Origin of the sequence: Streptomyces cadmiisoli (assembly GCF_003261055.1) — a bacterium.
Taxonomy (GTDB): Bacteria; Actinomycetota; Actinomycetes; order Streptomycetales; family Streptomycetaceae; genus Streptomyces; species Streptomyces cadmiisoli.
This window is the reverse complement of the sequence record NZ_CP030073.1, coordinates 4,283,240-4,303,849: the sequence shown is the minus strand read 5'-3', so window position 1 is coordinate 4,303,849 and position 20,610 is coordinate 4,283,240. Positions and strand designations below refer to the sequence as shown.

Sequence of the window (20,610 nt, the reverse complement as noted above, 5' to 3'; positions counted from 1 at the left end):
ACACACGGCGGACGACGACTGATCAGCGAGACGGAACCTCACGGGGGTTGGGATGAACAAGGCGAACAACTTCAACAGGCTGAGCGAGGCCGGCGGGGCGGACAAGTCCGTTCGGGCAGGCGTGCGCGCTCGTCTGTGCGGGCTGCGCGGAAGGCGCAAGGAGGCCGGAATGGTCACCTCGGAATACGCCGTGGGAATCGTGGCGGCGGTCGCCTTCGCGGTGCTCCTGTACAAGGTCGTGACGGGCGGGCAGGTCGGCGCCGAACTCCAGCGGATCGTGCAGGAGGCCCTCAATGCGCGGATGTGAACGGCGCGCGGACCGGGGCTTCGTGACGGCGGAGACGGCCGTGGTGCTGCCGGTGCTGGTGATGCTCGCGATGGGGCTGGTGTGGGGACTGCTCGTGGTGGCCGCGCAGATCCAGTGCGTGGACGCGGCCCGGACGGGTGCCCGGGCGGCGGCCCGCCAGGACCCGCCCGACGCGGTGGTCGACGTCGCCCGCGAAGCCGCTCCGCCGGGGGCGAGGGTCACGGTCAGCCGGGAGGACGGCCGGGTCCGGGTCGTGGTGGTGGCCGAGGCGCCGGCCCTCGCCGGACTGGCCTACGAACTGCGGGAGGAGGCCGTCGCGCTCACCGAGGGGACGGCGGGGGCGAACGGATGAGGCGCGGTGACGGAGACCGCGGGTCCGCGTCCGTGTGGAGCGTAGGGGTGATCACCGTCCTGTGTGTGGTCTTCGGCGCCGTCCTCGCGCTGGGACACGCGGTCGTGACCCGGCACCGCGCGGCCGGCGGCGCGGACCTCGCCGCTCTCGCCGCGGCGGACCACTGGCCGCGGGGATCCGCGGCGGCCTGCGCCCGCGCCGAACGGGTGGCGCGTGAGCAGCGCACACGGCTCGTGAGGTGCGTGGTCGTGGGCGAGGTGTCGGACGTGACGGCGGCGGCCGGACGGGGGCCGTTCACGGCGGAGGTCAGGGCACGGGCGGGGCCACCCGGGCCCGAGCCTGCGTCCGGCGCCCCTACGCCTCCAGCTCCGTCGGCTCCCCCTCCGCTCCGGTCGGCTTCTCCTCCGGCGCCCCGCGCAGCAGCACCGTGAGCAGCCGTATGGCGCCCCGCTTGTGCAGCGGATCGTTGCCGTTGCCGCACTTGGGGGACTGGATGCAGGACGGGCAGCCGGCGTCGCACTCGCAGGAGGCGATGGCCTCCCGGGTGGCGGTGAGCCAGTCGCGGGCGGTGTGGAAGGCGCGCTCCGCGAAGCCGGCGCCACCCGGATGGCCGTCGTACACGAAGACCGTCGGCAGCAGTGTGTCCGGGTGCAGCGGCACCGACACGCCGCCGATGTCCCAGCGGTCGCAGGTCGCGAAGAGGGGCAGCATGCCGATGGAGGCGTGCTCGGCGGCGTGCAGGGCGCCGCCGAGGATCTCCGGGTTGATGCGGGCCTCGTCGAGCTGGTCCTCGGTGACTGTCCACCACACCGCGCGCGTGCGGAGCGTACGCGGCGGAAGGTCGAGTTTGGTCTCGCCCAGTACCTCGCCGGTGATCAGGCGGCGGCGGAGGAAGGAGACGACCTGGTTGGTCACCTCGACGGAGCCGTAGCAGAGCCGGCCGTCGCCCCAGGGGATCTCGACGTCCGTCTCCAGCACGGAGATCGACGTCGTGTCGCGGGCGACCGTGGAGTACGGCGGGTTCGCCTCCTCCACCAGGGCGACCGAGTCGTCCAGGTCGAGGGAGCGCACCAGATAGGTGCGGCCCTGGTGCAGGTGCACCGCGCCCTCGTGCACGGTCGTGTGCGCGGCGCCGGCGTCCACGGTGCCCAGCAGCCGGCCGGTCCCCTCCTCGACGATCTGGACCGGTTGCCCGCCCTCGCCGCGGATGTCGGCCAGGTCGGCGGCCCGCTCGCGGCGGGTCCAGTGCCAGGCCTTCGTCCGGCGCCGCAGGAGCTTCGCCGCCTCCAGCTGGGGCAGCAGGTCCGCGCTGGCCGGCCCGAACAGCTCCAGGTCCTCCTCGACGAGGGGAAGCTCGGCGGCGGCCGCGCACAGATGGGGGGCCAGGACGTACGGGTTGTCCGGGTCGAGGACCGTGGATTCCACCGGTTGGTCGAACAGGGCCTCCGGATGGTGGACGAGGAACGTGTCCAGCGGATCGTCGCGGGCGATCAGGACGGCCAGCGCGCCCTGGCCGGAGCGGCCGGCCCGGCCGGCCTGCTGCCACAGGGACGCGCGGGTGCCCGGGTATCCGGCGATGAGCACCGCGTCGAGGCCGGAGACATCCACGCCGAGTTCGAGGGCGGTGGTCGCGGCGAGACCGAGCAGCTCGCCGGAGTGCAGGGCGCGCTCGAGGGCGCGGCGCTCTTCGGGCAGGTAGCCGCCGCGGTAGGCGGCCACGCGCCGGGCCAGCGAGCGGTCGACCTCCGCGAGCCGTTCCTGGGCGATCACCGAGATCAGCTCGGCGCCGCGCCGGGAGCGCACGAAGGCCACCGAGCGCACCCCCTGGACGGTGAGGTCGGTGAGCAGGTCGGCCGTCTCGGCGGTGGCCGTACGGCGGACCGGGGCGCCCTTCTCGCCCTGCATCTCGGTCAGCGGCGGCTCCCAGAGGGCGAACACCAGCTCGCCGCGCGGGGAGGCGTCGTCGGCGACCTCCACGACCGGCACTCCGGTGAGCCGCCGGGCGGCGACGGCGGGCTCGGCGGCGGTCGCGGAGGCCAGCAGGAAGACCGGCGACGCGCCGTAGCGCGCGCACAGCCGGCGCAGCCGGCGCAGTACCTGTGCGACGTGCGAGCCGAAGACGCCGCGATAGGTGTGGCACTCGTCGATCACGACGTACTTCAGGGACTTCAGGAAGGAGGCCCAGCGGGGGTGGGAGGGCAATATGCCCCGGTGCAGCATGTCGGGATTGGTGAGGACGTATCCGGCGTACTGGCGGATCCACTCGCGTTCCTCGAAGGGGGTGTCGCCGTCGTACACGGCCGGTCGCACGGCCTGGCCGAGCGGATGTGAAAGTTCCTTCACGGCCCGGCACTGATCCGCCGCGAGCGCCTTCGTGGGCGCCAGGTAGAGGGCGGTGGCGCCGCGGCCGTTCGGGGCTTCGGAGCCGTCCAGGAGTGTCGAGAGGACCGGTACGAGGTACGCCAGGGACTTCCCGGAGGCGGTGCCGGTGGCGACGACGACCGATTCGCCGTCCAGGGCGTGTTCGGCCGCTTGCGCCTGGTGGGCCCAGGGGTGCTCGATGCCCGCCGCCTGGACAGCGGCGATGACCTCGGGTCGGATCCGGTCCGGCCAGACGGCATGGCGACCCGCCCGCGGGGGCAAGTGCTCCGTATGAGTGATGCGCGAAGACCGGCTCGGCCCCGAGGCCAGCCGGTCCAGGACCGTGCCCGGCGCGGGGCGGGATGCGGTGTCCGTCGGGATTCGATCGGATCGGTGATTCTTGGCCATCGGCACCGAGTGTGTCACCGGCGTGACGGACAATGGGGCCAAGGCGTCGTGCACGCCTGCCGGTAAGTGATTGAATGCCATCGCGGCTGGCGAACCGTCCCGGGGGCCGTAGCCGAGATGTCCCGAGGGGCGACCGCTCGATAGCAAGGTGCTGGAGGATCCGTGGACCTGTCCTTGTCGACCGAGACCATCGGCGATCGCACGATCGTCAGGGTCGGTGGCGAAATCGACGTATATACCGCGCCCAAGCTGCGCGAGCAGCTGGTCGAGCTGGTGAACGACGGCAATTTCCACCTCGTCGTCGACATGGAGGGCGTGGACTTCCTCGACTCCACCGGGCTCGGCGTGCTGGTCGGCGGCCTGAAGCGAGTGCGAGCCCATGAGGGCTCCCTGCGCCTGGTCTGCAACCAGGAGCGCATTCTCAAGATCTTCCGTATCACCGGCCTGACCAAGGTGTTCCCCATTCACACCTCGGTCGAGGAAGCGGTGGCGGCCACCGACTGATCACCGCCGTCCGGGCCTCGGCCCGGACGGAAGATCTGCAGTGGGGGGCTGGGCTTTCGGCGGCCCGGCCCCCTGACAGCACGCCCGTAGCTCCGAGGGGGATGCATGGCCACCGTCGAACTCCGCTTCAGTGCGCTGCCCGAACACGTCAGGACCGCCCGACTGGTGGCGGCGGCGGTGGCGCGCAGGGCCGGGGTGGACGAGGCCGTCCTCGACGAGGTCAGGCTCGCTGTCGGTGAAGCCTGCTCACGTGCCGTGGGGCTCCACCAGAGCGTCGGGATCACGGCGCCGGTGAAGGTGGCGCTGATCGAGGAGGAGAAGCAGTTCTCCATCGAGGTCGGCGACGAGGCCCCGCACGCGGTTCCGGGGAGCCGGAGAGCCGGCGACGCCGCCGACGATCCGGACGCGGAGACCGAGGAGGACGAGATGGGCCTCGCGGTCATCAGCGGGCTCGTCGACGACGTGGAGGTCACCGCCGGGGAGCACGGCGGGCTGATCCGCATGACCTGGCCGACCACTCCGCCGCCGGCCGTGGTGCTTCCCTGACCCACTCAACCCAACAGCCGCACACCCGGGGGCCCTGCTCAGCAGGGCCCCCGGGTGTTTTTGCCGCCGGGGCGGCGAAATTCGTGAAGGAATTCACGATCAATGGGGTCCGAGATCTTTGATCAAGAAGACCTGTATTGATCATGCCTCTCATACATCTGGGGCATTACCACTTTCGGGTTCGGCGGTCTGCTGCGATCATTTGCTCCAGAGCATGTGAAGCCGAATTCCGTTTGCCGCGCCCTGTTTTGATCAGGTCCGGCTCCCTACAATCCGTCCACATCTTGAGCTCAGCCCAAGCGTCAAGGAGGACGAATGGCGGGGCTTTCTACCCCTCATCGGTTGGACCACTCCACAACCTTCGCAGCCGCAGTGCTGACCGACGGCAACCAGGTCATGGTGATGATCATCGCGGTCGTCGCGCTGGCGGCCCTCGTGGTCGCCGGCGTGCTGCTGCGCCAGGTGCTCGCGGCGGGCGAGGGCACCGACAGCATGAAGGAGATCGCTGCGGCGGTCCAGGAAGGCGCGAACGCCTATCTGGCCCGGCAGCTGCGCACTCTCGGCATATTCGCCGTGATCGTTTTCTTCCTGCTCCTGCTTCTGCCCGCGGACGACTGGAATCAGCGCGCCGGACGATCGGTGTTCTTCTTGATCGGCGCGGCGTTCTCGGCGGCCACCGGCTATATCGGCATGTGGCTCGCCGTGCGCAGCAACGTGCGGGTCGCCGCGGCGGCCCGGGAAGCGACTCCGGCGGAGGGTGAGCCGGAAAAAGATCTCACTCTCGTGTCGCACAAAGCCATGAAGATCGCTTTCCGTACGGGCGGTGTCGTCGGCATGTTCACGGTGGGGCTGGGCCTGCTCGGCGCCTCGTGTGTGGTGCTGGTGTACACGGCCGACGCGCCGAAGGTCCTGGAGGGCTTCGGTCTCGGCGCCGCGCTCATCGCGATGTTCATGCGTGTCGGAGGCGGCATCTTCACGAAGGCCGCCGACGTCGGCGCCGACCTGGTCGGAAAGGTCGAACAGGGCATTCCGGAGGACGATCCGCGCAATGCCGCGACCATCGCCGACAACGTGGGCGACAACGTCGGCGACTGCGCGGGCATGGCGGCCGACCTCTTCGAGTCGTACGCCGTCACCCTGGTGGCCGCACTCATCCTGGGCACGGCGGCCTTCGGCAACGCCGGGCTCGCGTTCCCGCTGCTCGTCCCCGCGATCGGCGTGATCACCGCGATGATCGGCATCTTCGCGGTCGCCCCGCGGCGCTCGGACCGCAGCGGGATGAGCGCGATCAACCGCGGGTTCTTCATCTCCGCGGCGATCTCGCTCGTCCTGGTCGCGATCGCCGTGTACGTCTACCTGCCGTCGTCCTACGCCGACCTCGACGGGGTCACCGACGCCGCCATCCTGGCCAAGGACGGCGACCCGAGGATCCTCGCCCTGGTCGCGGTGGCGATCGGAATCCTGCTCGCCGCCGTGATCCAGCAGCTCACCGGCTACTTCACCGAGACCAACCGGCGCCCGGTGCGGGACATCGGCAAGACCTCGCTGACCGGCCCCGCCACGGTCGTCCTGGCCGGTATCTCGGTCGGTCTCGAATCGGCCGTCTACACCGCCCTGTTGATCGGCCTCGGCGTCTACGGGGCCTTCCTGCTCGGCGGTACGTCGATCATGCTGGCGCTGTTCGCGGTCGCGCTGGCCGGCACCGGCCTGCTCACCACCGTCGGTGTGATCGTCGCCATGGACACCTTCGGCCCGGTCTCGGACAACGCGCAGGGCATCGCCGAGATGTCCGGCGACGTCGAGGGCGCGGGCGCGCAGGTGCTCACCAACCTGGACGCGGTGGGCAACACCACCAAGGCCATCACCAAGGGCATCGCCATCGCCACCGCCGTCCTGGCGGCGGCGGCGCTCTTCGGGTCGTACCGCGACGCGATCACCACCGGTGTGCGCGACGTGGGCGAGAAACTCAGCGGCGAGGGAGCGCCGCTGACCCTCTCCATGGACATCTCGCAGCCCAACAACCTCGTCGGCCTCATCGCGGGCGCGGCGGTCGTCTTCCTCTTCTCCGGACTCGCGATCAATGCCGTGTCGCGGTCGGCGGGTTCGGTGGTCTTCGAGGTGCGGCGGCAGTTCCGCGAGCGGCCCGGGATCATGGACTACACCGAGAAGCCGGAGTACGGAAAAGTCGTCGACATCTGTACGAGGGACGCGCTCAGGGAGCTGGCCACACCGGGTCTGCTCGCCGTCATGGCGCCGATCTTCATCGGCTTCACCCTCGGCGTCGGCGCGCTCGGCGCCTACCTGGCCGGCGCGATCGGGGCGGGCACGCTGATGGCGGTGTTCCTTGCCAACTCCGGTGGCGCCTGGGACAACGCCAAGAAGCTCGTCGAGGACGGGCACCACGGCGGCAAGGGCAGCGAGGCGCACGCCGCGACGGTGATCGGCGACACGGTCGGCGACCCGTTCAAGGACACCGCGGGCCCCGCCATCAACCCGCTGCTGAAGGTGATGAACCTGGTGGCGCTGCTCATCGCGCCGGCGGTCATCAAGTTCAGCTACGGCGACGACGCGAGTCTCGCGGTGCGGATCACCGTCGCGGTGCTCTCGCTGCTCGTGATCGTCGGCGCGGTGTACGTCTCCAAGCGGCGCGGTATCGCGATGGGAGACGACGAGGAGACCGACCACAGCGCCAAGTCGGCCGACCCCGCGGTGGTTTCGTAGGCCTCGGGGCGAAGATCCGGTCAAGGGGCGGGCGGAGGGCGCGGATTGACGCGTCACCCGTCCGCCTCGTCATGTTCACGATTTCTCCGTGAGGCTTCTCTCTCCTGGTGCGAATGGCTGTAATAAGGATCATATCGGACGCTTGTCATGCGATTGTCGCCCGCTTGGCGTGTATGTTCCGGGGCCGAGGGCCATGGAAGGGACCGATCCGGTGAACAAGAAGCTCGCGGCCGCACTGTCCGGCGGTGCGGTACTGGTACTGGCGCTGTCGGGATGCAGCAGCGACGACGGCAACGAGAAGCTGGACGGCTGGGCCAAGCAGGTCTGCGACGCGGTGCAGCCGCAGGCGAAGAAGATCGAGGCGGCGAACGCGGCGATCCAGAAGCAGACCTCGGACAGCAGCACTCCGGCAGAGGTCCAGAAGACCGACGCGCAGGCGTTCCAGGACATGTCCGACGCCTACAAGGCGATCGGCGCCGCCGTCGACAAGGCCGGCCCGCCGGACGTCGAGAACGGCGAGAAGAAGCAGCAGGACGCGGTCAAGGAGCTCAACGGCATCTCGTCCTCCTACGCCGGTCTGAAGAAGCAGGTCGACGAGCTCGACACCAAGGACCAGGCCAAGTTCGCCGAGGGGCTCAAGGGCATCGCCACCGAGCTGGACAAGCTCAGCCAGAGCGGCAACGACGCGCTCAAGACGCTGGAGGAGGGCGAGGTCGGACAGGCCATGTCCCGCCAGGAGAGCTGCCAGAACGTCAACGCCTCTCCGTCGGCGGCCCAGGGCTGACGTCCGCCCCGCGCCGTCCGGAACGCGCGGTGGGCCGTGCGCGGCGACGCCCCGGCACGGTCACAATGGGGGGTGTGAGCAACGCCAGCGCCTTCGCCCTGCCCTCCGCCGACCGTCCCGACGTCGCCGCCCGGCTGCGTGACGCCCTGCGGGAGGCCGACTTCACCGCCGACGGACTGCTCGACCTGCTCGGCGCCCCCGCCTACGCGGCGCTGGCACGCGGTGAGACCGTGCCCGCGCTGCGGGCGACGCGCGGCGACACGCCGCTGGAAATGCTCGTCCGGCTGTTCCTGCTCCAGCAGCCCGTCCCGCACGCGCGCGTGGCGGGGGTGCTGCCCGTCGCGGAGTGCCTGGAGAGCCGCTGGCTGGTCCGTGTGGGGCCGAACGGCGACGGGGACGACGTCGCCGCGACGGTGGACGTGCGGCCGTACGGAGGGCTGGACGGCAAGGACTGGTTCATCGTCTCCGACCTCGGTTGCGCGGTCGGCGGCGCCGGGGGCATCGGGCGGCGCGACGAAGGCGTCGTCCTGGGCGTGGGCGGCGCCTCCACCACCCTCGCCGGCATCACCGTCCGTACGCCCGTGGCCTCGGCCCTCGATCTGGGCACCGGATCCGGCATTCAGGCGCTGCACGCCGCCCAGCACGTCACGCGCGTGACCGCGACCGACGTCAATCCGCGCGCGCTGCACATGTCCGCGCTCACGCTGGCACTGTCCGGCGCGCCCGCCGCGGACCTGCGCGAGGGGTCCCTCTTCGCGCCGCTGCGGGACGACGAGACGTACGACCTGATCGTGTCGAATCCGCCGTTCGTGATCTCTCCCGGCGCCCGGCTGACGTACCGCGACGGCGGAATGAGCGGGGACGACCTGTGCCGCACGCTCGTCCAGCAGTCCGGGCCGCGGCTGAACGACGGCGGTTTCGCGCAGTTCCTCGCCAACTGGCAGCACGTGGAGGGCGAGGACTGGCAGGAGCGCTTGCGGTCGTGGGTGCCGGCCGGGTGCGACGCCTGGATCGTGCAGCGCGAGGTGCAGGACGTCACCCAGTACGCGGAGTTGTGGCTGCGGGACGCGGGCGACCACCGCGACGACGTGGCCGAGTACGAGGCGCGCTACGACGCGTGGCTGGACGAGTTCGAGGCGCGCAAGGTGAAGGCCGTGGGGTTCGGCTGGATCACCCTGCGCAAGTCGGGGGCCGCCGTGCCCTCGATCACCGTGGAGGAGTGGCCGCATCCGGTCGAACAGCCGCTCGGTGAGACCGTGCGCGAGCACTTCCGGCGCCTCGACTACCTGCGCGCCCGTGACGACGCGGCCCTGCTGGAGGAGCGCTTCCTGCTTGCCGCCGAGGTCGTCCAGGAGCAGGTCGGGCTGCCGGGCGCCGAGGATCCGGAGCATGTGGTGCTGCGTCAGAACCGCGGTATGCGCCGGGCCACCAAGGTGGACACCGTGGGCGCGGGCTTCGCGGGGGTGTGCGACGGCTCCCTGACCGCGGGCCGGATCCTGGACGCGATCGCCCAACTGGTCGGCGAGGACCCGGTGCTGCTGCGCGACCGCACGCCGGCGCAGATCCGGTTGCTGGTGGAACAGGGGTTCCTGGAGCCGGCGAGGTGATGACCGGCCGGACCGGTACCGCGGTCGACTGCGGGGCCGTGGCGCGGCCGACGGGGCTCGTGTGCCGCGCGCGGCGGCGTCCGGGGCCGGCGCGTGCGCCGCGTCTGAGGCGTAAGTGCCAGGTGGGGCGGCTGGGGCTGTTCTGGTGGGATTGATCCGGTAAAGGTCTCCTGTCAGTGGGGCGTGCGAAGCTACCTTCGAGAGACAGACTCCACGCGTCCTCGGGGGAGGCGCGCTGTCTCGGGGGAGGCGTGATGGCGGGGGATACGCCGGATCGGGGCGAGGGCCGGGTCATCAACGGCCGGTACCGGTTGTCGCGGACACTGGGCGCGGGCGGCATGGGCCGCGTCTGGCTCGCGTACGACGAGGAGTTGGCCTGCGAAGTCGCGATGAAGGAGATCGCGCTTCCGGATGTGCCGATGGACGCGGGCGAGCCCGCCCAGCGCATCGCGCGGGCCCGCAGCGAGGCCCGGCACGCGGCACGGCTGCGAGGCCATCCGCATGTGGCGACCGTGCACGACGTGGTGGTGCACGAAGGGCTGCCGTGGATCGTCATGGAGTACGTCCCCGACTCGGTCGACCTCCAGGCGGTGATCCGGGGCTCGGGCCCGCTGCCGCCCGCGCGGGTGGCACGGATCGGACTCGCCGTGCTGGACGCGCTCAACGCCGGGCACCGCATCGGCATCCTGCACAGGGATGTGAAACCGGCCAACATCCTCCTGGCGGCCGACGCCTCCGGCGACCCGTACGCACGCGTGCTGCTCACCGACTACGGCATCGCGCTCCAGCCCGGGTCCCGCGAGCCCCGGATCACCGCGACCGCCGGCATCCTCGGCACCCCGGGCTACCTGGCACCCGAGCGGGCGCGCGGTGAGCCGCCCACCCCGGCCGCCGACCTGTTCTCCCTGGGCGCCACGCTGTACGCGGCCGTCGAAGGCCGCGGGCCCTTCGACCGGGACGGCGAGTTCGCGACCCTGACGGCCCTGCTCGGCGAGGAGCCGACGCCACCGGTACGCGCGGGTGAACTGGCGCCCGTACTGCACGGGTTGCTGGTCAAGGACCCGTTGCGCCGGTCCGCGCCGGAGCCGGTCGCCCGCGGTCTGGAGCGGGCGGCCCGGGGGACGCCGGAGGCCGGTCCCGCGGGACCGGCCGTGCAAGGCGGGGCGGTCCGGCCGGCCGGTGGGTTCGGGCCGCCGCCGAGTGGGTTCGGGCCGCCGCCCGGGGCGGGCGGGTCCGGCGCCGGAGCGTTCACCGGCGTTCCCACCGGCTCCGGCGCGCCCACGCCGGGGCACGGGAATCCGCAGACGCCGGGGTCGGAGCACCCTCGGACACCCGGGCACGGAAACCCGCGGACGCCGGGGTGGCCCCGGACGCCGGACGCGCCGCACACCCAGGTGGGCGCTTCCGCCGGTGAGGGACCGGACACACCCGGGGCGGGCGGCGGACCGGCCGCACCCGGTGGTCAGGCGTACGGCGCCTGGCCACCGCCCGCACCGCACAACCCCTACGCGCAGTCGGCGTACGCCGCGAACGATGCGCAGTCGCCCTACGCCGGAAGCGGGACACCGCCGTCGTACGCGGCGGGCGGCGGCACCCCGACGTATGCCGGTGGCATTCCCGGCCGGCCCTGGGGAGGAGGCGGTCCCGGCACCGGTGGCGGGGCACCGTCGCCGGCACCCGGAGGCGACCGGAAACGCCGGGCGCTCGTCGCACTCGTCGTCGCCGCCGTCCTCGTGATCGCCGGCGGCACCTGGGCGGCCGTCTCGCTGAGCGGCGGGGACGACGACCGGGGCGACGCCGCGGGCAGCTCCCCGTCGTCCGGCGCGCAGGCGTCGCCGTCGCCGACCGGACCCGCGCTGCCGTACGGCGACGCGGTCGGCCTGACCGAAGCGCTGGCGGCCGGGGACTGCGTGCAGGCGGTCTGGACGGGGACGCCGTTCAAGTCACCGCCGAACCTCGGTGTCGTCGACTGCGCCGAGGACTGGCCGGACGGCCAGGTCCTGAGCGTCGAGACGGCCACCGACCACGCGGACGCGCACGCGAACGGCGCGCGGCGGTGCGCGGAACAGAGCCGCGCGGTGGTCGACGCGCTGCCGGACGCCGGCTCCTACGCCGTGCTGCCGACCCGGCGGGGCTTCTCCGCGGCGGGCGGCGGCACGGCGTGTCTCGTACTGGGCCGCCATGCCGCGATAGGCGGCGAGGTGGGCCGGTTCCGCGACACCGGCACGGACCTGTGGGTCGGTCAGATGAGCATCGGCGACTGCTGGACCTACGAAGAAGTCGAGGACGGCTACAAGGCGCCGCTCACCGACTGCGCCAAGCCGCACACGGAGCAGGTCATCGGGACGGTCCGGGCCCCGGCGAGCATGACCTACGACAAGGGCAGCGACAACGCGACCAAGCTGTGCGAGAACCGGTTCGAGTCCACCTGGGCGCCCGGCGCGGAGCGGACCGTCTACGGGTGGGTGGCCGACGAGGAGGACTGGGACCTCGGATTCAAGGAGGTCGTGTGCACCGTGAGCCGGGTCGACGACAAAAAGACGACAGGAAAGATACCGACGCCCGGCCAGGTCTGAGACCGGCCGAAAAGAGTTCCCCGGGGTCGGCCGGAACCGGATGCACTGCTCTGTCGGTCCCGCGTTCACGTCAGGTTCGCCTGGACGCAGCCCGCGCGTGTCAACCTCCCGGTTACTGCACACTCGCGAACGGGAGAAAAGGGGCACGGGGAGCCATGGAGAGCGGACCGGCGATCTTCACGGGAGTGGTGTTCGCCCTGTTCGGAGGGGGACTGCTGGTGTGGACGGCGACACGGGTGCACCGTCGTGAGCCCGTCGCCCACGGTGTGAGTCCCGTCGCATCGGCGACCGTCGCGACCGTCCTCGCGGTGATCGCCCTGGCCCTCGGCGCATGGTGCTTCACCCGCCTCTGAGACGACACGTGGGGTGTCTCCCCAGGTAATTGAGAGGTCACGCTCCGGATCAACCCGATCCGGTCCGTGGACACTCCGGGCGGCAGGAATGGCGGTAGTCGGGTTACCGTTCGAGTGGCCGTTGCGGGCTTTACCCGTTTGACACGGGGGCGGGATGTACCGTCACACTCCGCAGCGTCACCATGACCCGACCCCGGGAACAAGGCCTGGGGAGGCCCCAGCGTCGACCGGAGAGAAGAGCGAAGTTGTCCCCGACCAGCGAGACCGCACAGGGCGGCCGCCGACTCGTCATCGTCGAGTCGCCTGCCAAGGCGAAGACGATCAAGGGCTACCTCGGCCCCGGCTACGTCGTCGAAGCGAGCGTCGGGCACATCCGCGACCTACCCAACGGCGCCGCGGAGGTGCCGGAGAAGTACACCGGTGAGGTCCGGCGTCTCGGCGTCGACGTCGAGCACGACTTCCAGCCGATCTATGTGATCAACGCGGACAAGAAGGCGCAGGTCAAGAAGCTCAGGGACCTGCTGAAGGACTCCGACGAGCTCTTCCTCGCGACGGACGAGGACCGCGAGGGCGAGGCCATCGCCTGGCACCTCCAGGAAGTCCTCAAGCCGAAGATCCCGGTCAAGCGCATGGTGTTCCACGAGATCACCAAGGACGCGATCCGGGAGGCCGTGGCCAACCCGCGCCAGCTCAACCAGAAGCTGGTCGACGCCCAGGAGACCCGCCGCATCCTCGACCGCCTGTACGGCTACGAGGTCTCGCCGGTGCTCTGGAAGAAGGTCATGCCGCGGCTGTCGGCCGGCCGTGTCCAGTCGGTGGCGACCCGTCTCGTGGTGGAGCGGGAACGCGAGCGCATCGCGTTCCGCTCGGCCGAGTACTGGGATCTGACGGGCACCTTCTCGACCGGTCGCCCCGGCGACTCGTCGGACCCGTCGTCGCTGGTCGCCCGTCTCCAGACCGTCGACGGCAGGCGTGTCGCGCAGGGCCGCGACTTCGACTCCCTGGGGCAGCTCAAGGGCGCGAACACCCTCCACCTCGACGAGGCGAACGCCCGCGCGCTGGCCGCCGCGCTGGAGAACACGCGGTTCGCCGTCCGGTCCGTCGAGTCCAAGCCGTACCGCCGCTCGCCGTACGCCCCGTTCCGTACGACGACGCTGCAGCAGGAAGCCAGCCGCAAGCTCGGCTTCGGCGCGAAGGCCACGATGCAGATCGCGCAGAAGCTGTACGAGAACGGCTACATCACGTACATGCGTACGGACTCCACGACGCTGAGCGAGACGGCGATCTCCGCCGCCCGCGCCCAGGTCACGCAGCTGTACGGCGCCAACTATCTGCCGCCGCAGCCGCGGACGTACGCCGGAAAGGTCAAGAACGCGCAGGAGGCGCACGAGGCGATCCGCCCCTCGGGTGATCGTTTCCGCACCCCGGCGGAGACGGGTCTGACCGGCGACCAGTTCAAGCTGTACGAGCTGATCTGGAAGCGGACCGTCGCCTCCCAGATGAAGGACGCGACGGGCAACTCCGTCACCGTGAAGATCGGCGGCACCGCGGCCGACGGACGGGACGTCGAGTTCAGCGCGTCCGGCAAGACGATCACCTTCCACGGCTTCCTGAAGGCGTACGTCGAAGGCGCCGACGACCCGAACGCCGAGCTGGACGACCGCGAGCGCCGGCTGCCGCAGGTCAACGAGGGCGACCCGCTGACCGCCGAGGAGATCACGGTCGACGGTCACTCCACCAAGCCCCCGGCCCGCTACACCGAGGCGTCGCTGGTCAAGGAGCTGGAGGAGCGCGAGATCGGCCGCCCGTCGACGTACGCGTCGATCATCGGCACGATCCTCGACCGCGGCTACGTGTTCAAGAAGGGCACGGCGCTCGTCCCGTCGTTCCTCTCCTTCGCCGTGGTCAACCTCCTGGAGAAGCACTTCGGGCGGCTCGTCGACTACGACTTCACCGCCAAGATGGAGGACGACCTCGACCGCATCGCGCGCGGTGAGGCGAAGGCCGTGCCGTGGCTGAAGCGTTTCTACTTCGGTGAGGGCACGGGCAACGGCGGCGCGGCCGAGGCCGGCAACGGCGACGGGGACCACCTCGGTGGCCTCAAGGAGCTGGTGACCGACCTGGGCGCGATCGACGCGCGCGAGGTGTCGTCCTTCCCGGTGGGCAGCGACATCGTGCTGCGCGTCGGACGCTACGGCCCGTACATCGAGCGCGGCGAGAAGGACACCGAGCAGCACCAGCGCGCCGACATCCCCACCGACCTCGCCCCGGACGAGCTGACGGTCGAGCTCGCCGAGGAACTGCTCGCCAAGCCGAGCGGCGACTTCGAACTGGGCACGGACCCGCAGTCCGGCCACGCGATCGTCGCCAAGGACGGCCGCTACGGTCCGTACGTCACCGAGGTGCTGCCCGAGGGCACGCCGAAGACCGGCAAGAACGCCGTCAAGCCGCGCACCGCCTCGCTGTTCAAGACGATGTCGCTGGACACGGTGACCCTGGAGGACGCGCTCAGGCTGATGTCGCTGCCGCGGGTCGTCGGCACGGACGCCGAGGGCGTGGAGATCACCGCGCAGAACGGGCGCTACGGGCCGTACCTGAAGAAGGGCACGGACTCGCGGTCGCTCCAGACCGAGGACCAGCTGTTCACGATCACGCTGGAGGAGGCGCACGCGATCTACGCGCAGCCGAAGCAGCGTGGCCGCGCCGCCGCCAAGCCGCCGCTGAAGGAGCTGGGCGAGGACCCGGTCAGCGCCAAGCCGGTCGTGGTCAAGGACGGCCGGTTCGGGCCGTATGTCACCGACGGTGAGACGAACGCGACCCTGCGCTCCGGCGACAGTGTCGAGACGATCACCCCGGAGCGCGGCTTCGAGCTGCTCGCCGAGAAGCGCGCGAAGGGGCCCGCCAAGAAGACGGCGAAGAAGGCCCCGGCGAAGAAGGCCCCCGCGAAGAAGGCCACGGCTGCAAAGAAGACGGCCGCGAAGAAGACGGCGGCCAAGACGGCGGCGAAGAAGACGACGACGGCGAAGAAGACCACCGCGAAGAAGGCGACGGCCGCGAGGGCGACGCCGGAGGACTGACCGGGGCGGGCCCTCGGCGGGCCCGCGCCCTCAGCGGGCGACGGGCTTTCCGGCAGGGCCCCCCTTTCTGCGGGGGCCCTGTGCCTCCCCTCCGGGCGGGGTAACGGGCGTTCCTTCACAGCGGGTTCGCAGAACCCGCGCGCCGGTGTCAGGACGATGACGGGGCGTGCGGACGTTCGGGCATGGGCACTGGAGTGTCGGTCCGGCCCGATAGGCTGAACGCATGACGCGAGCCGAGCAGCCAACGGCCCATCACCCCGCCCCCGACGCAGCGCTGGTCGCGGACTCCCGCGAGCGCGCCGTCCGCGCGCTGCTGCGCCGGCCGCAGCTGAAGCGGTTGTGGGGCGCACAGCTGGTCAGCGGGGTCGGTGACGTCCTCGCACTCCTGGTCCTGATCCTCCTCGTCCTCCAGGCGGCCGTCGTGGAGGGCTCCTTCGGCGGCGGCTACCGCGGCGTGGCGTTTGCGGTGGCGACGGTGTTCGCGGTGCGCATCCTCGCGACACTGCTGTTCGGGGCCGTGCTTCTGGGCCCGCTCACCTCGCTCACCTCCCAGGACGGCCCGCTCGACCGCCGCTGGACCATGGTCGGCGCCGACGGTGTGCGCGCCGCGCTGCTGATCGTCGCCCCGCTGTGGATCGACTGGATGCCGCAGGACGCGCCGGCCGTGCTCCTGGTCACCGTCTTCGTCACCGGGATCGCCGAGCGCTTCTGGACGATCTGCCGCGAGGGGGCCGCCCCGGCGCTGCTGCCGACGCCGCCTCCCGAGGGCGCGACCGTGCGACCGCTGCCCGATCACATGGACGCCCTGCGCCGGCTGTCCCTGCGCACCACCTTCGTGGCGGTCCCGCTCGCGGGCGCCGTGCTCGTCGTCGCCGGACTGTTCAACAATCTGCTGGGTGCCGGGATCGAATGGTTCGCCCAGCACCAGGCGGCCCTCGGCTCGTACGTCGCGGCCGGACTCTTCGCCGCGTCCCTGTCCGTGGTGACCTTCCTGGAACTGCCCGGCACGCGCACCCCGCGTCCGCGCTCGCCGCTCGAAGGACTGCGCCGCCCCAGGACGGGCACCGGCGCCGACAAGGGCCGCACCGGTGCGATCCCGCTGCTGGTGCTCGCCTGCGCCGCCGTCGCCGGTGCCATCGCGTCCGCCGTGGCCGTCTCCGTGCTGCACGCCAAGGACCTGGGCGGCGGCCCCGTGACGTACGGGCTGCTGGTGCTCGCGCTGACCGGCGGCGTCGTCGTCGGCATCCGTACGGCGCCGAAGGTGCTGCTGTCGCTGTCCCGGCGCCGGATGCTCGCGCTGTCGATCGCCTTCACCGGTATCGCGCTGCTGGCCACCGGGCTCGTGCCGGACGTCACCACCATGCTGCTGATCGCCGCGCTGGCCGGCGTCGGCGCGGGCGCGGCCGCCAACACCGGGCACGCGCTGCTCGACCAGGAGGCCGAGGACTTCCGGCGGGCCCGCACGACCGAGCACCTGCACGCGGTGGTCCGGGTCGGCGTGGCGCTCGGCGCCGTGATCGCGCCGCTGGTGGCCGCGCTGATCGGGCCGCACCGCCTGGAGAGCGGCAAGTTCGTGTTCGCGCACGGCGGCGCGGCGTTCACGCTGATGTTGGTCGGCGCCCTGCTGCTGCCGGTGGCCGCGCTGGTGCTGGCCAAGCTCGACGACCGCTCCGGTGTGCCGCTGCGGCACGATGTGCGCGAAGCGCTGCTCGGCGGCGACGACCCGGTGCAGACGCCGACGACGTCCGGATTCTTCATCGCCCTGGAGGGCGGCGACGGCGCCGGGAAGTCCACCCAGGCCGAGGCGGTCGCCGAGTGGATCAGGGCCAAGGGCCACGAGGTGGTGCTGACCCGCGAACCGGGCGCGACCCCGGTCGGCAAGCGGCTGCGGTCGATCCTGCTGGATGTCTCCAGCGCCGGCCTCTCGCACCGCGCGGAAGCCCTGCTGTACGCGGCGGACCGCGCCGAACACGTCGACACCGTGGTGCGTCCGGCGCTGGAGCGCGGCGCGGTGGTCATCTCCGACCGCTACATCGACTCGTCGGTGGCATACCAGGGCGCGGGCCGTGACCTCTCCCCGACCGAGATCGCCCGGATCTCCCGGTGGGCGACCAACGGGCTCGTGCCGCATCTGACGGTGCTGCTGGACGTCTCGCCGGACGCCGCGCGCGAGCGGTTCACGGAGGCGCCGGACCGGCTGGAGTCGGAGCCGGCCGAGTTCCACGCGCGTGTACGGTCCGGTTTCCTCACGCTGGCCGCGGCCGACCCCGGCCGGTACCTGGTGGTGGACGCGGGGCAGGAACCCGAGGCCGTCACGACGGTGATCCGGCACCGGCTCGACCAGATGCTGCCGCTGTCCGAGGCCGAGGAGCGCGCCCAGGAAGAGGCCCGCAAGAAGGCCGAGGAGGAGGCCCGCCGCAAGGCCGAGGAAGCGGCCGCCCGCAAGGCCGAGGAGGAGCGCCTGGAGCGTGAGCGCCAGGAGCAGCTGGAGCGGCTGCGCGCCGAGGAGGAGGAGCGCAAGCAGCGCGAGCTGGAGGAGGCACAGCGCCGCGAGGCCGAACGCCAGGCGGAGGAGGCCCGGCAGCGGGCCGAGGAGGCGCGCCGCCGCGCGGAGGAGGAGCGGCTGAGGCTCCTCGCCGAGGAGAAGGCGCGGGCCGAGGAGGACGCCCGCCGCAGGGCCGAGGAGGAGCAGCGCCGCAGGCAGGCCGAGGAGGAGGCCCGGCTGCGGGCCGAGGCCGAGGCGCTGCGGATGGAGAAGCAGCGCAAGGCGGAGGAGGCCCTGGTGCGGGCCGAGGAGGCCCGGCGGGCGGCCGAGCAGGCCGCTGCCGCCGCCGCTGCGGGCCCCCGGCAGCCGGAAGCCCCGGCTGCTCCGGCGGTCCCGCCGGAGGCGTCGACCGTGCCCACGCCCCTGGTGAAGCCGACCGGCGCCGCCGGCGCACCGGTGGAGGACACCGCCGTACTGCGGCCCGTGCGCGAGGCGCCGCGGACCGACGGCGAGAGCTCCGGTGGTTCCGCCCGCTTCGCCCGGGGTGCCGACTCCGAGGTGACGACCGAACTGCCGCAGCAGCCCGAGTTCCGGCCGGCCGCGGACGAGACGGCGGTACTGCCGCCCGTCCCGCCCGGTGCCGCTGACGAGACGGCGGTGCTGCCGCCGGTGCGTTCGGTGGACGAGACGGCCGTGCTGCCTCCGGTCAGGTCCGGCGACGCGGACGAGACCGCCGTACTGCCGCCGGTCAGGCCCGAGGCCGCTGACGAGACGGCCGTGCTGCCGCCGGTGCCGGGTGAGGACCCCGCGGACCGGGTTCCGCCGGGATTCTTCCGGGACGAGCGGCAGGCCGGGCCGGATGCGGGTGTGGACCGTACGCGGGAGCTGCCGCAGGTCGACGAAGGCGGCAGGCCGCAGCGGCGCCCGCGGCCGGACTGGGCCGAGGAGACACCGCTGGACGACCTGCCCACGCTGGCCGACGAACTGCTCGGTCCGCAGGACGGCCGTCTCGACGACGGGTATGACGAGGGCCAGGAGCGCCGCGGGCGGGGCCCGGGCCGCTGAACCGCGGGGGCGCCCGGCCGCGCCGGACGCCCCCGGGCTCCGTTGTCAGTGGTCGCCTCCACAATGGATGGCGTACCGCGACGTGTGACGGAAGGGCGGCGTGACCCATGAGCGTGTGGGACGACCTCGTCGGGCAGGAGAGGGTGAGCGAGCAGCTCGCCGCCGCTGCCCGGGACGCCGATGCCCTGGTCACCGCGGCGACGGCCCACGAGCCGCCGCCCGAGGCGTCCCGGATGACCCACGCCTGGCTGTTCACCGGACCGCCCGGAGCGGGCCGGACTCAGGTGGCGCGGGCGTTCGCCGCCGCGCTCCAGTGCGTCAGCCCCGACCGCGCGCTGGGCGGCGCTCCCGGCTGCGGCTTCTGCGACGGCTGTCACACGGCGCTGGTCGGCACCCACGCCGACGTCAGCACCGTGGCGGCCGTCGGTGCGCAGATCCTCGTCGACGACATGCGGGACACGGTCCGCAAGTCGTTCACCTCCCCGGCGAACGGCCGCTGGCAGGTGATCCTCGTCGAGGACGCCGAGCGGCTGAACGAGAAGTCCGCCAACGCCGTCCTCAAGGCGGTGGAGGAGCCGGCACCCCGCACGGTGTGGCTGCTGTGCGCCCCCTCCCTGGAAGACGTCCTGCCCACCATCCGCTCCCGCTGCCGGCACCTGAACCTGAGCACGCCCACCGTGGCCGCCGTCGCCGACATGCTGGTGCGGCGCGAGGGCGTCGAGCCGGACGTCGCCGCCGCCGCGGCCCGCGCCACGCAGGGGCACATCGAGCGGGCCCGCCGTCTCGCCACCGACCCCGCCGCCCGCGAGCGCCGGGCCACCGTGCTGAAGGTGCCGCTGCGCGTGGCGGACGTCGGCGGCTGCCTCCGGGCGGCCCAGGAGCTGGTCGACGCGGCGACGGAGGACGCCAAGCAGCTCGCCGAGGAGATCGACGGCAAGGAGACCGAGGAGCTGAAGACGGCGCTGGGCGCGGTCCAGGGCGGCCGGATGCCGCGGGGTACGGCGGGCGTGATGAAGGACCTGGAGGACAAGCAGAAGCGCCGCCGCACACGGACCCAGCGCGACAGCCTCGACCTCGCGCTCACCGACCTCACCGGCTTCTACCGCGACGTCCTCGCCCTCCAGCTCGGCTCCCGGATCGCGCTCGCCAACACGGACGCCGGGGAGGCCCTGGAGCGCCTCGCCCGCGACAGCTCCCCCGAGTCCACCCTGCGCCGGATCGAGGCCATCGCCGCCTGCCGCGACGCCCTCGACCGCAATGTGGCACCCCTGCTGGCCGTGGAGGCGATGACGATGGCCCTGAGATCGGGCTGACCGGACGCCCACCCGGCCGATCCGGCGCGATCCTGCGTGCGGCGGGAGGCGGCCACGCGCGGCGCCGTATTGACCGGGTACCTCGTCCGTGGGACAGCCCGCACTCGTCCGTGGCACGATGCGCACGCTCGGCATCCATCACGTCGCACAG

General features: G+C 72.1%; 14 protein-coding genes. 13 read left to right on the top strand and 1 reads right to left on the bottom strand.

Going from position 1 to position 20,610, the window contains the following annotated elements:
- The first annotated feature begins 52 nt into the window (after positions 1 to 52).
- From DN051_RS18455 to DN051_RS18445, 3 genes are read left to right on the top strand one after another with little or no spacing between them, the layout of a single operon-like run.
- Positions 53 to 307, top strand: a complete 255-nt coding sequence (locus DN051_RS18455; RefSeq protein WP_053756516.1) for a DUF4244 domain-containing protein — start codon at positions 53 to 55, stop codon at positions 305 to 307.
- Positions 294 to 659, top strand: a complete 366-nt coding sequence (locus tag DN051_RS18450; RefSeq protein ID WP_053756515.1) for a TadE family type IV pilus minor pilin — start codon at positions 294 to 296, stop codon at positions 657 to 659. Before DN051_RS18455 ends, DN051_RS18450 begins: the two co-directional genes overlap by 14 nt.
- Positions 656 to 1,090, top strand: coding sequence for an Rv3654c family TadE-like protein (locus DN051_RS18445; RefSeq protein WP_112439103.1), 435 nt, complete (start codon positions 656 to 658; stop codon positions 1,088 to 1,090). The genes DN051_RS18450 and DN051_RS18445 overlap by 4 nt, the downstream gene beginning before the upstream one ends.
- Here DN051_RS18445 and DN051_RS18440 read toward each other — a convergent pair.
- A complete protein-coding gene (locus tag DN051_RS18440) occupies positions 1,014 to 3,509 on the bottom strand; it encodes a DEAD/DEAH box helicase (RefSeq protein ID WP_162624951.1) in 2,496 nt (831 codons plus the stop codon). The two genes, DN051_RS18445 and DN051_RS18440, sit on opposite strands and share 77 nt — an antisense overlap.
- Positions 3,510 to 3,590: 81 nt before the next feature.
- On the opposite strand from DN051_RS18440, the gene bldG reads away from it, so the two are divergent.
- From bldG to DN051_RS18390, 10 genes are all read left to right on the top strand, one after another.
- Positions 3,591 to 3,932 carry an anti-sigma factor antagonist BldG gene (gene bldG, locus DN051_RS18435; RefSeq protein ID WP_053756513.1) on the top strand — a complete coding sequence of 114 codons (342 nt, stop codon included), beginning with the start codon at positions 3,591 to 3,593 and terminating at the stop codon, positions 3,930 to 3,932.
- Positions 3,933 to 4,037: 105 nt separating this feature from the next.
- On the top strand, positions 4,038 to 4,478 hold the full coding sequence (locus DN051_RS18430) for an ATP-binding protein (protein WP_053756512.1): 441 nt from the start codon (positions 4,038 to 4,040) through the stop codon (positions 4,476 to 4,478).
- A gap of 315 nt (positions 4,479 to 4,793) precedes the next feature.
- On the top strand, positions 4,794 to 7,199 hold the full coding sequence (locus DN051_RS18425; protein WP_053756511.1) for a sodium-translocating pyrophosphatase: 2,406 nt from the start codon (positions 4,794 to 4,796) through the stop codon (positions 7,197 to 7,199).
- 193 nt (positions 7,200 to 7,392) lie between these two features.
- Positions 7,393 to 7,983, top strand: a complete 591-nt coding sequence (locus tag DN051_RS18420) for a hypothetical protein (RefSeq protein WP_053756510.1) — start codon at positions 7,393 to 7,395, stop codon at positions 7,981 to 7,983.
- 65 nt (positions 7,984 to 8,048) lie between these two features.
- Positions 8,049 to 9,590 (top strand): DUF7059 domain-containing protein, encoded by a 1,542-nt coding sequence (locus tag DN051_RS18415; RefSeq protein ID WP_234388612.1) that lies wholly within the window; start codon positions 8,049 to 8,051, stop codon positions 9,588 to 9,590.
- A gap of 254 nt (positions 9,591 to 9,844) precedes the next feature.
- Positions 9,845 to 12,166 carry a serine/threonine-protein kinase gene (locus DN051_RS18410; RefSeq protein WP_112439101.1) on the top strand — a complete coding sequence of 774 codons (2,322 nt, stop codon included), beginning with the start codon at positions 9,845 to 9,847 and terminating at the stop codon, positions 12,164 to 12,166.
- 155 nt (positions 12,167 to 12,321) lie between these two features.
- Entirely contained in the window at positions 12,322 to 12,519 is a 198-nt protein-coding gene (locus tag DN051_RS18405) for a hypothetical protein (protein ID WP_112439100.1), read from the top strand.
- 245 nt (positions 12,520 to 12,764) lie between these two features.
- Positions 12,765 to 15,596, top strand: a complete 2,832-nt coding sequence (topA, locus tag DN051_RS18400; protein ID WP_112439099.1) for a type I DNA topoisomerase — start codon at positions 12,765 to 12,767, stop codon at positions 15,594 to 15,596.
- 223 nt (positions 15,597 to 15,819) lie between these two features.
- On the top strand, positions 15,820 to 19,146 hold the full coding sequence (gene tmk / locus DN051_RS18395; RefSeq protein ID WP_112439098.1) for a dTMP kinase: 3,327 nt from the start codon (positions 15,820 to 15,822) through the stop codon (positions 19,144 to 19,146).
- A gap of 107 nt (positions 19,147 to 19,253) precedes the next feature.
- Positions 19,254 to 20,459, top strand: coding sequence for a DNA polymerase III subunit delta' (locus tag DN051_RS18390; RefSeq protein WP_053756505.1), 1,206 nt, complete (start codon positions 19,254 to 19,256; stop codon positions 20,457 to 20,459).
- Positions 20,460 to 20,610: the final 151 nt, after the last annotated feature.

Coding starts and splice junctions, on each gene's coding strand:
- DN051_RS18455 (WP_053756516.1), top strand. CDS start 53: ATGAACAAGGCGAACAACTTCAACAGGCTGAGCGAGGCCGGCGGGGCG.
- DN051_RS18450 (WP_053756515.1), top strand. CDS start 294: ATGCGCGGATGTGAACGGCGCGCGGACCGGGGCTTCGTGACGGCGGAG.
- DN051_RS18445 (WP_112439103.1), top strand. CDS start 656: ATGAGGCGCGGTGACGGAGACCGCGGGTCCGCGTCCGTGTGGAGCGTA.
- DN051_RS18440 (WP_162624951.1), bottom strand. CDS start 3,509: ATGGCATTCAATCACTTACCGGCAGGCGTGCACGACGCCTTGGCCCCA.
- DN051_RS18430 (WP_053756512.1), top strand. CDS start 4,038: ATGGCCACCGTCGAACTCCGCTTCAGTGCGCTGCCCGAACACGTCAGG.
- DN051_RS18425 (WP_053756511.1), top strand. CDS start 4,794: ATGGCGGGGCTTTCTACCCCTCATCGGTTGGACCACTCCACAACCTTC.
- DN051_RS18420 (WP_053756510.1), top strand. CDS start 7,393: ATGGAAGGGACCGATCCGGTGAACAAGAAGCTCGCGGCCGCACTGTCC.
- DN051_RS18415 (WP_234388612.1), top strand. CDS start 8,049: ATGGGGGGTGTGAGCAACGCCAGCGCCTTCGCCCTGCCCTCCGCCGAC.
- DN051_RS18410 (WP_112439101.1), top strand. CDS start 9,845: ATGGCGGGGGATACGCCGGATCGGGGCGAGGGCCGGGTCATCAACGGC.
- DN051_RS18405 (WP_112439100.1), top strand. CDS start 12,322: ATGGAGAGCGGACCGGCGATCTTCACGGGAGTGGTGTTCGCCCTGTTC.
- tmk (WP_112439098.1), top strand. CDS start 15,820: ATGACGCGAGCCGAGCAGCCAACGGCCCATCACCCCGCCCCCGACGCA.
- DN051_RS18390 (WP_053756505.1), top strand. CDS start 19,254: ATGAGCGTGTGGGACGACCTCGTCGGGCAGGAGAGGGTGAGCGAGCAG.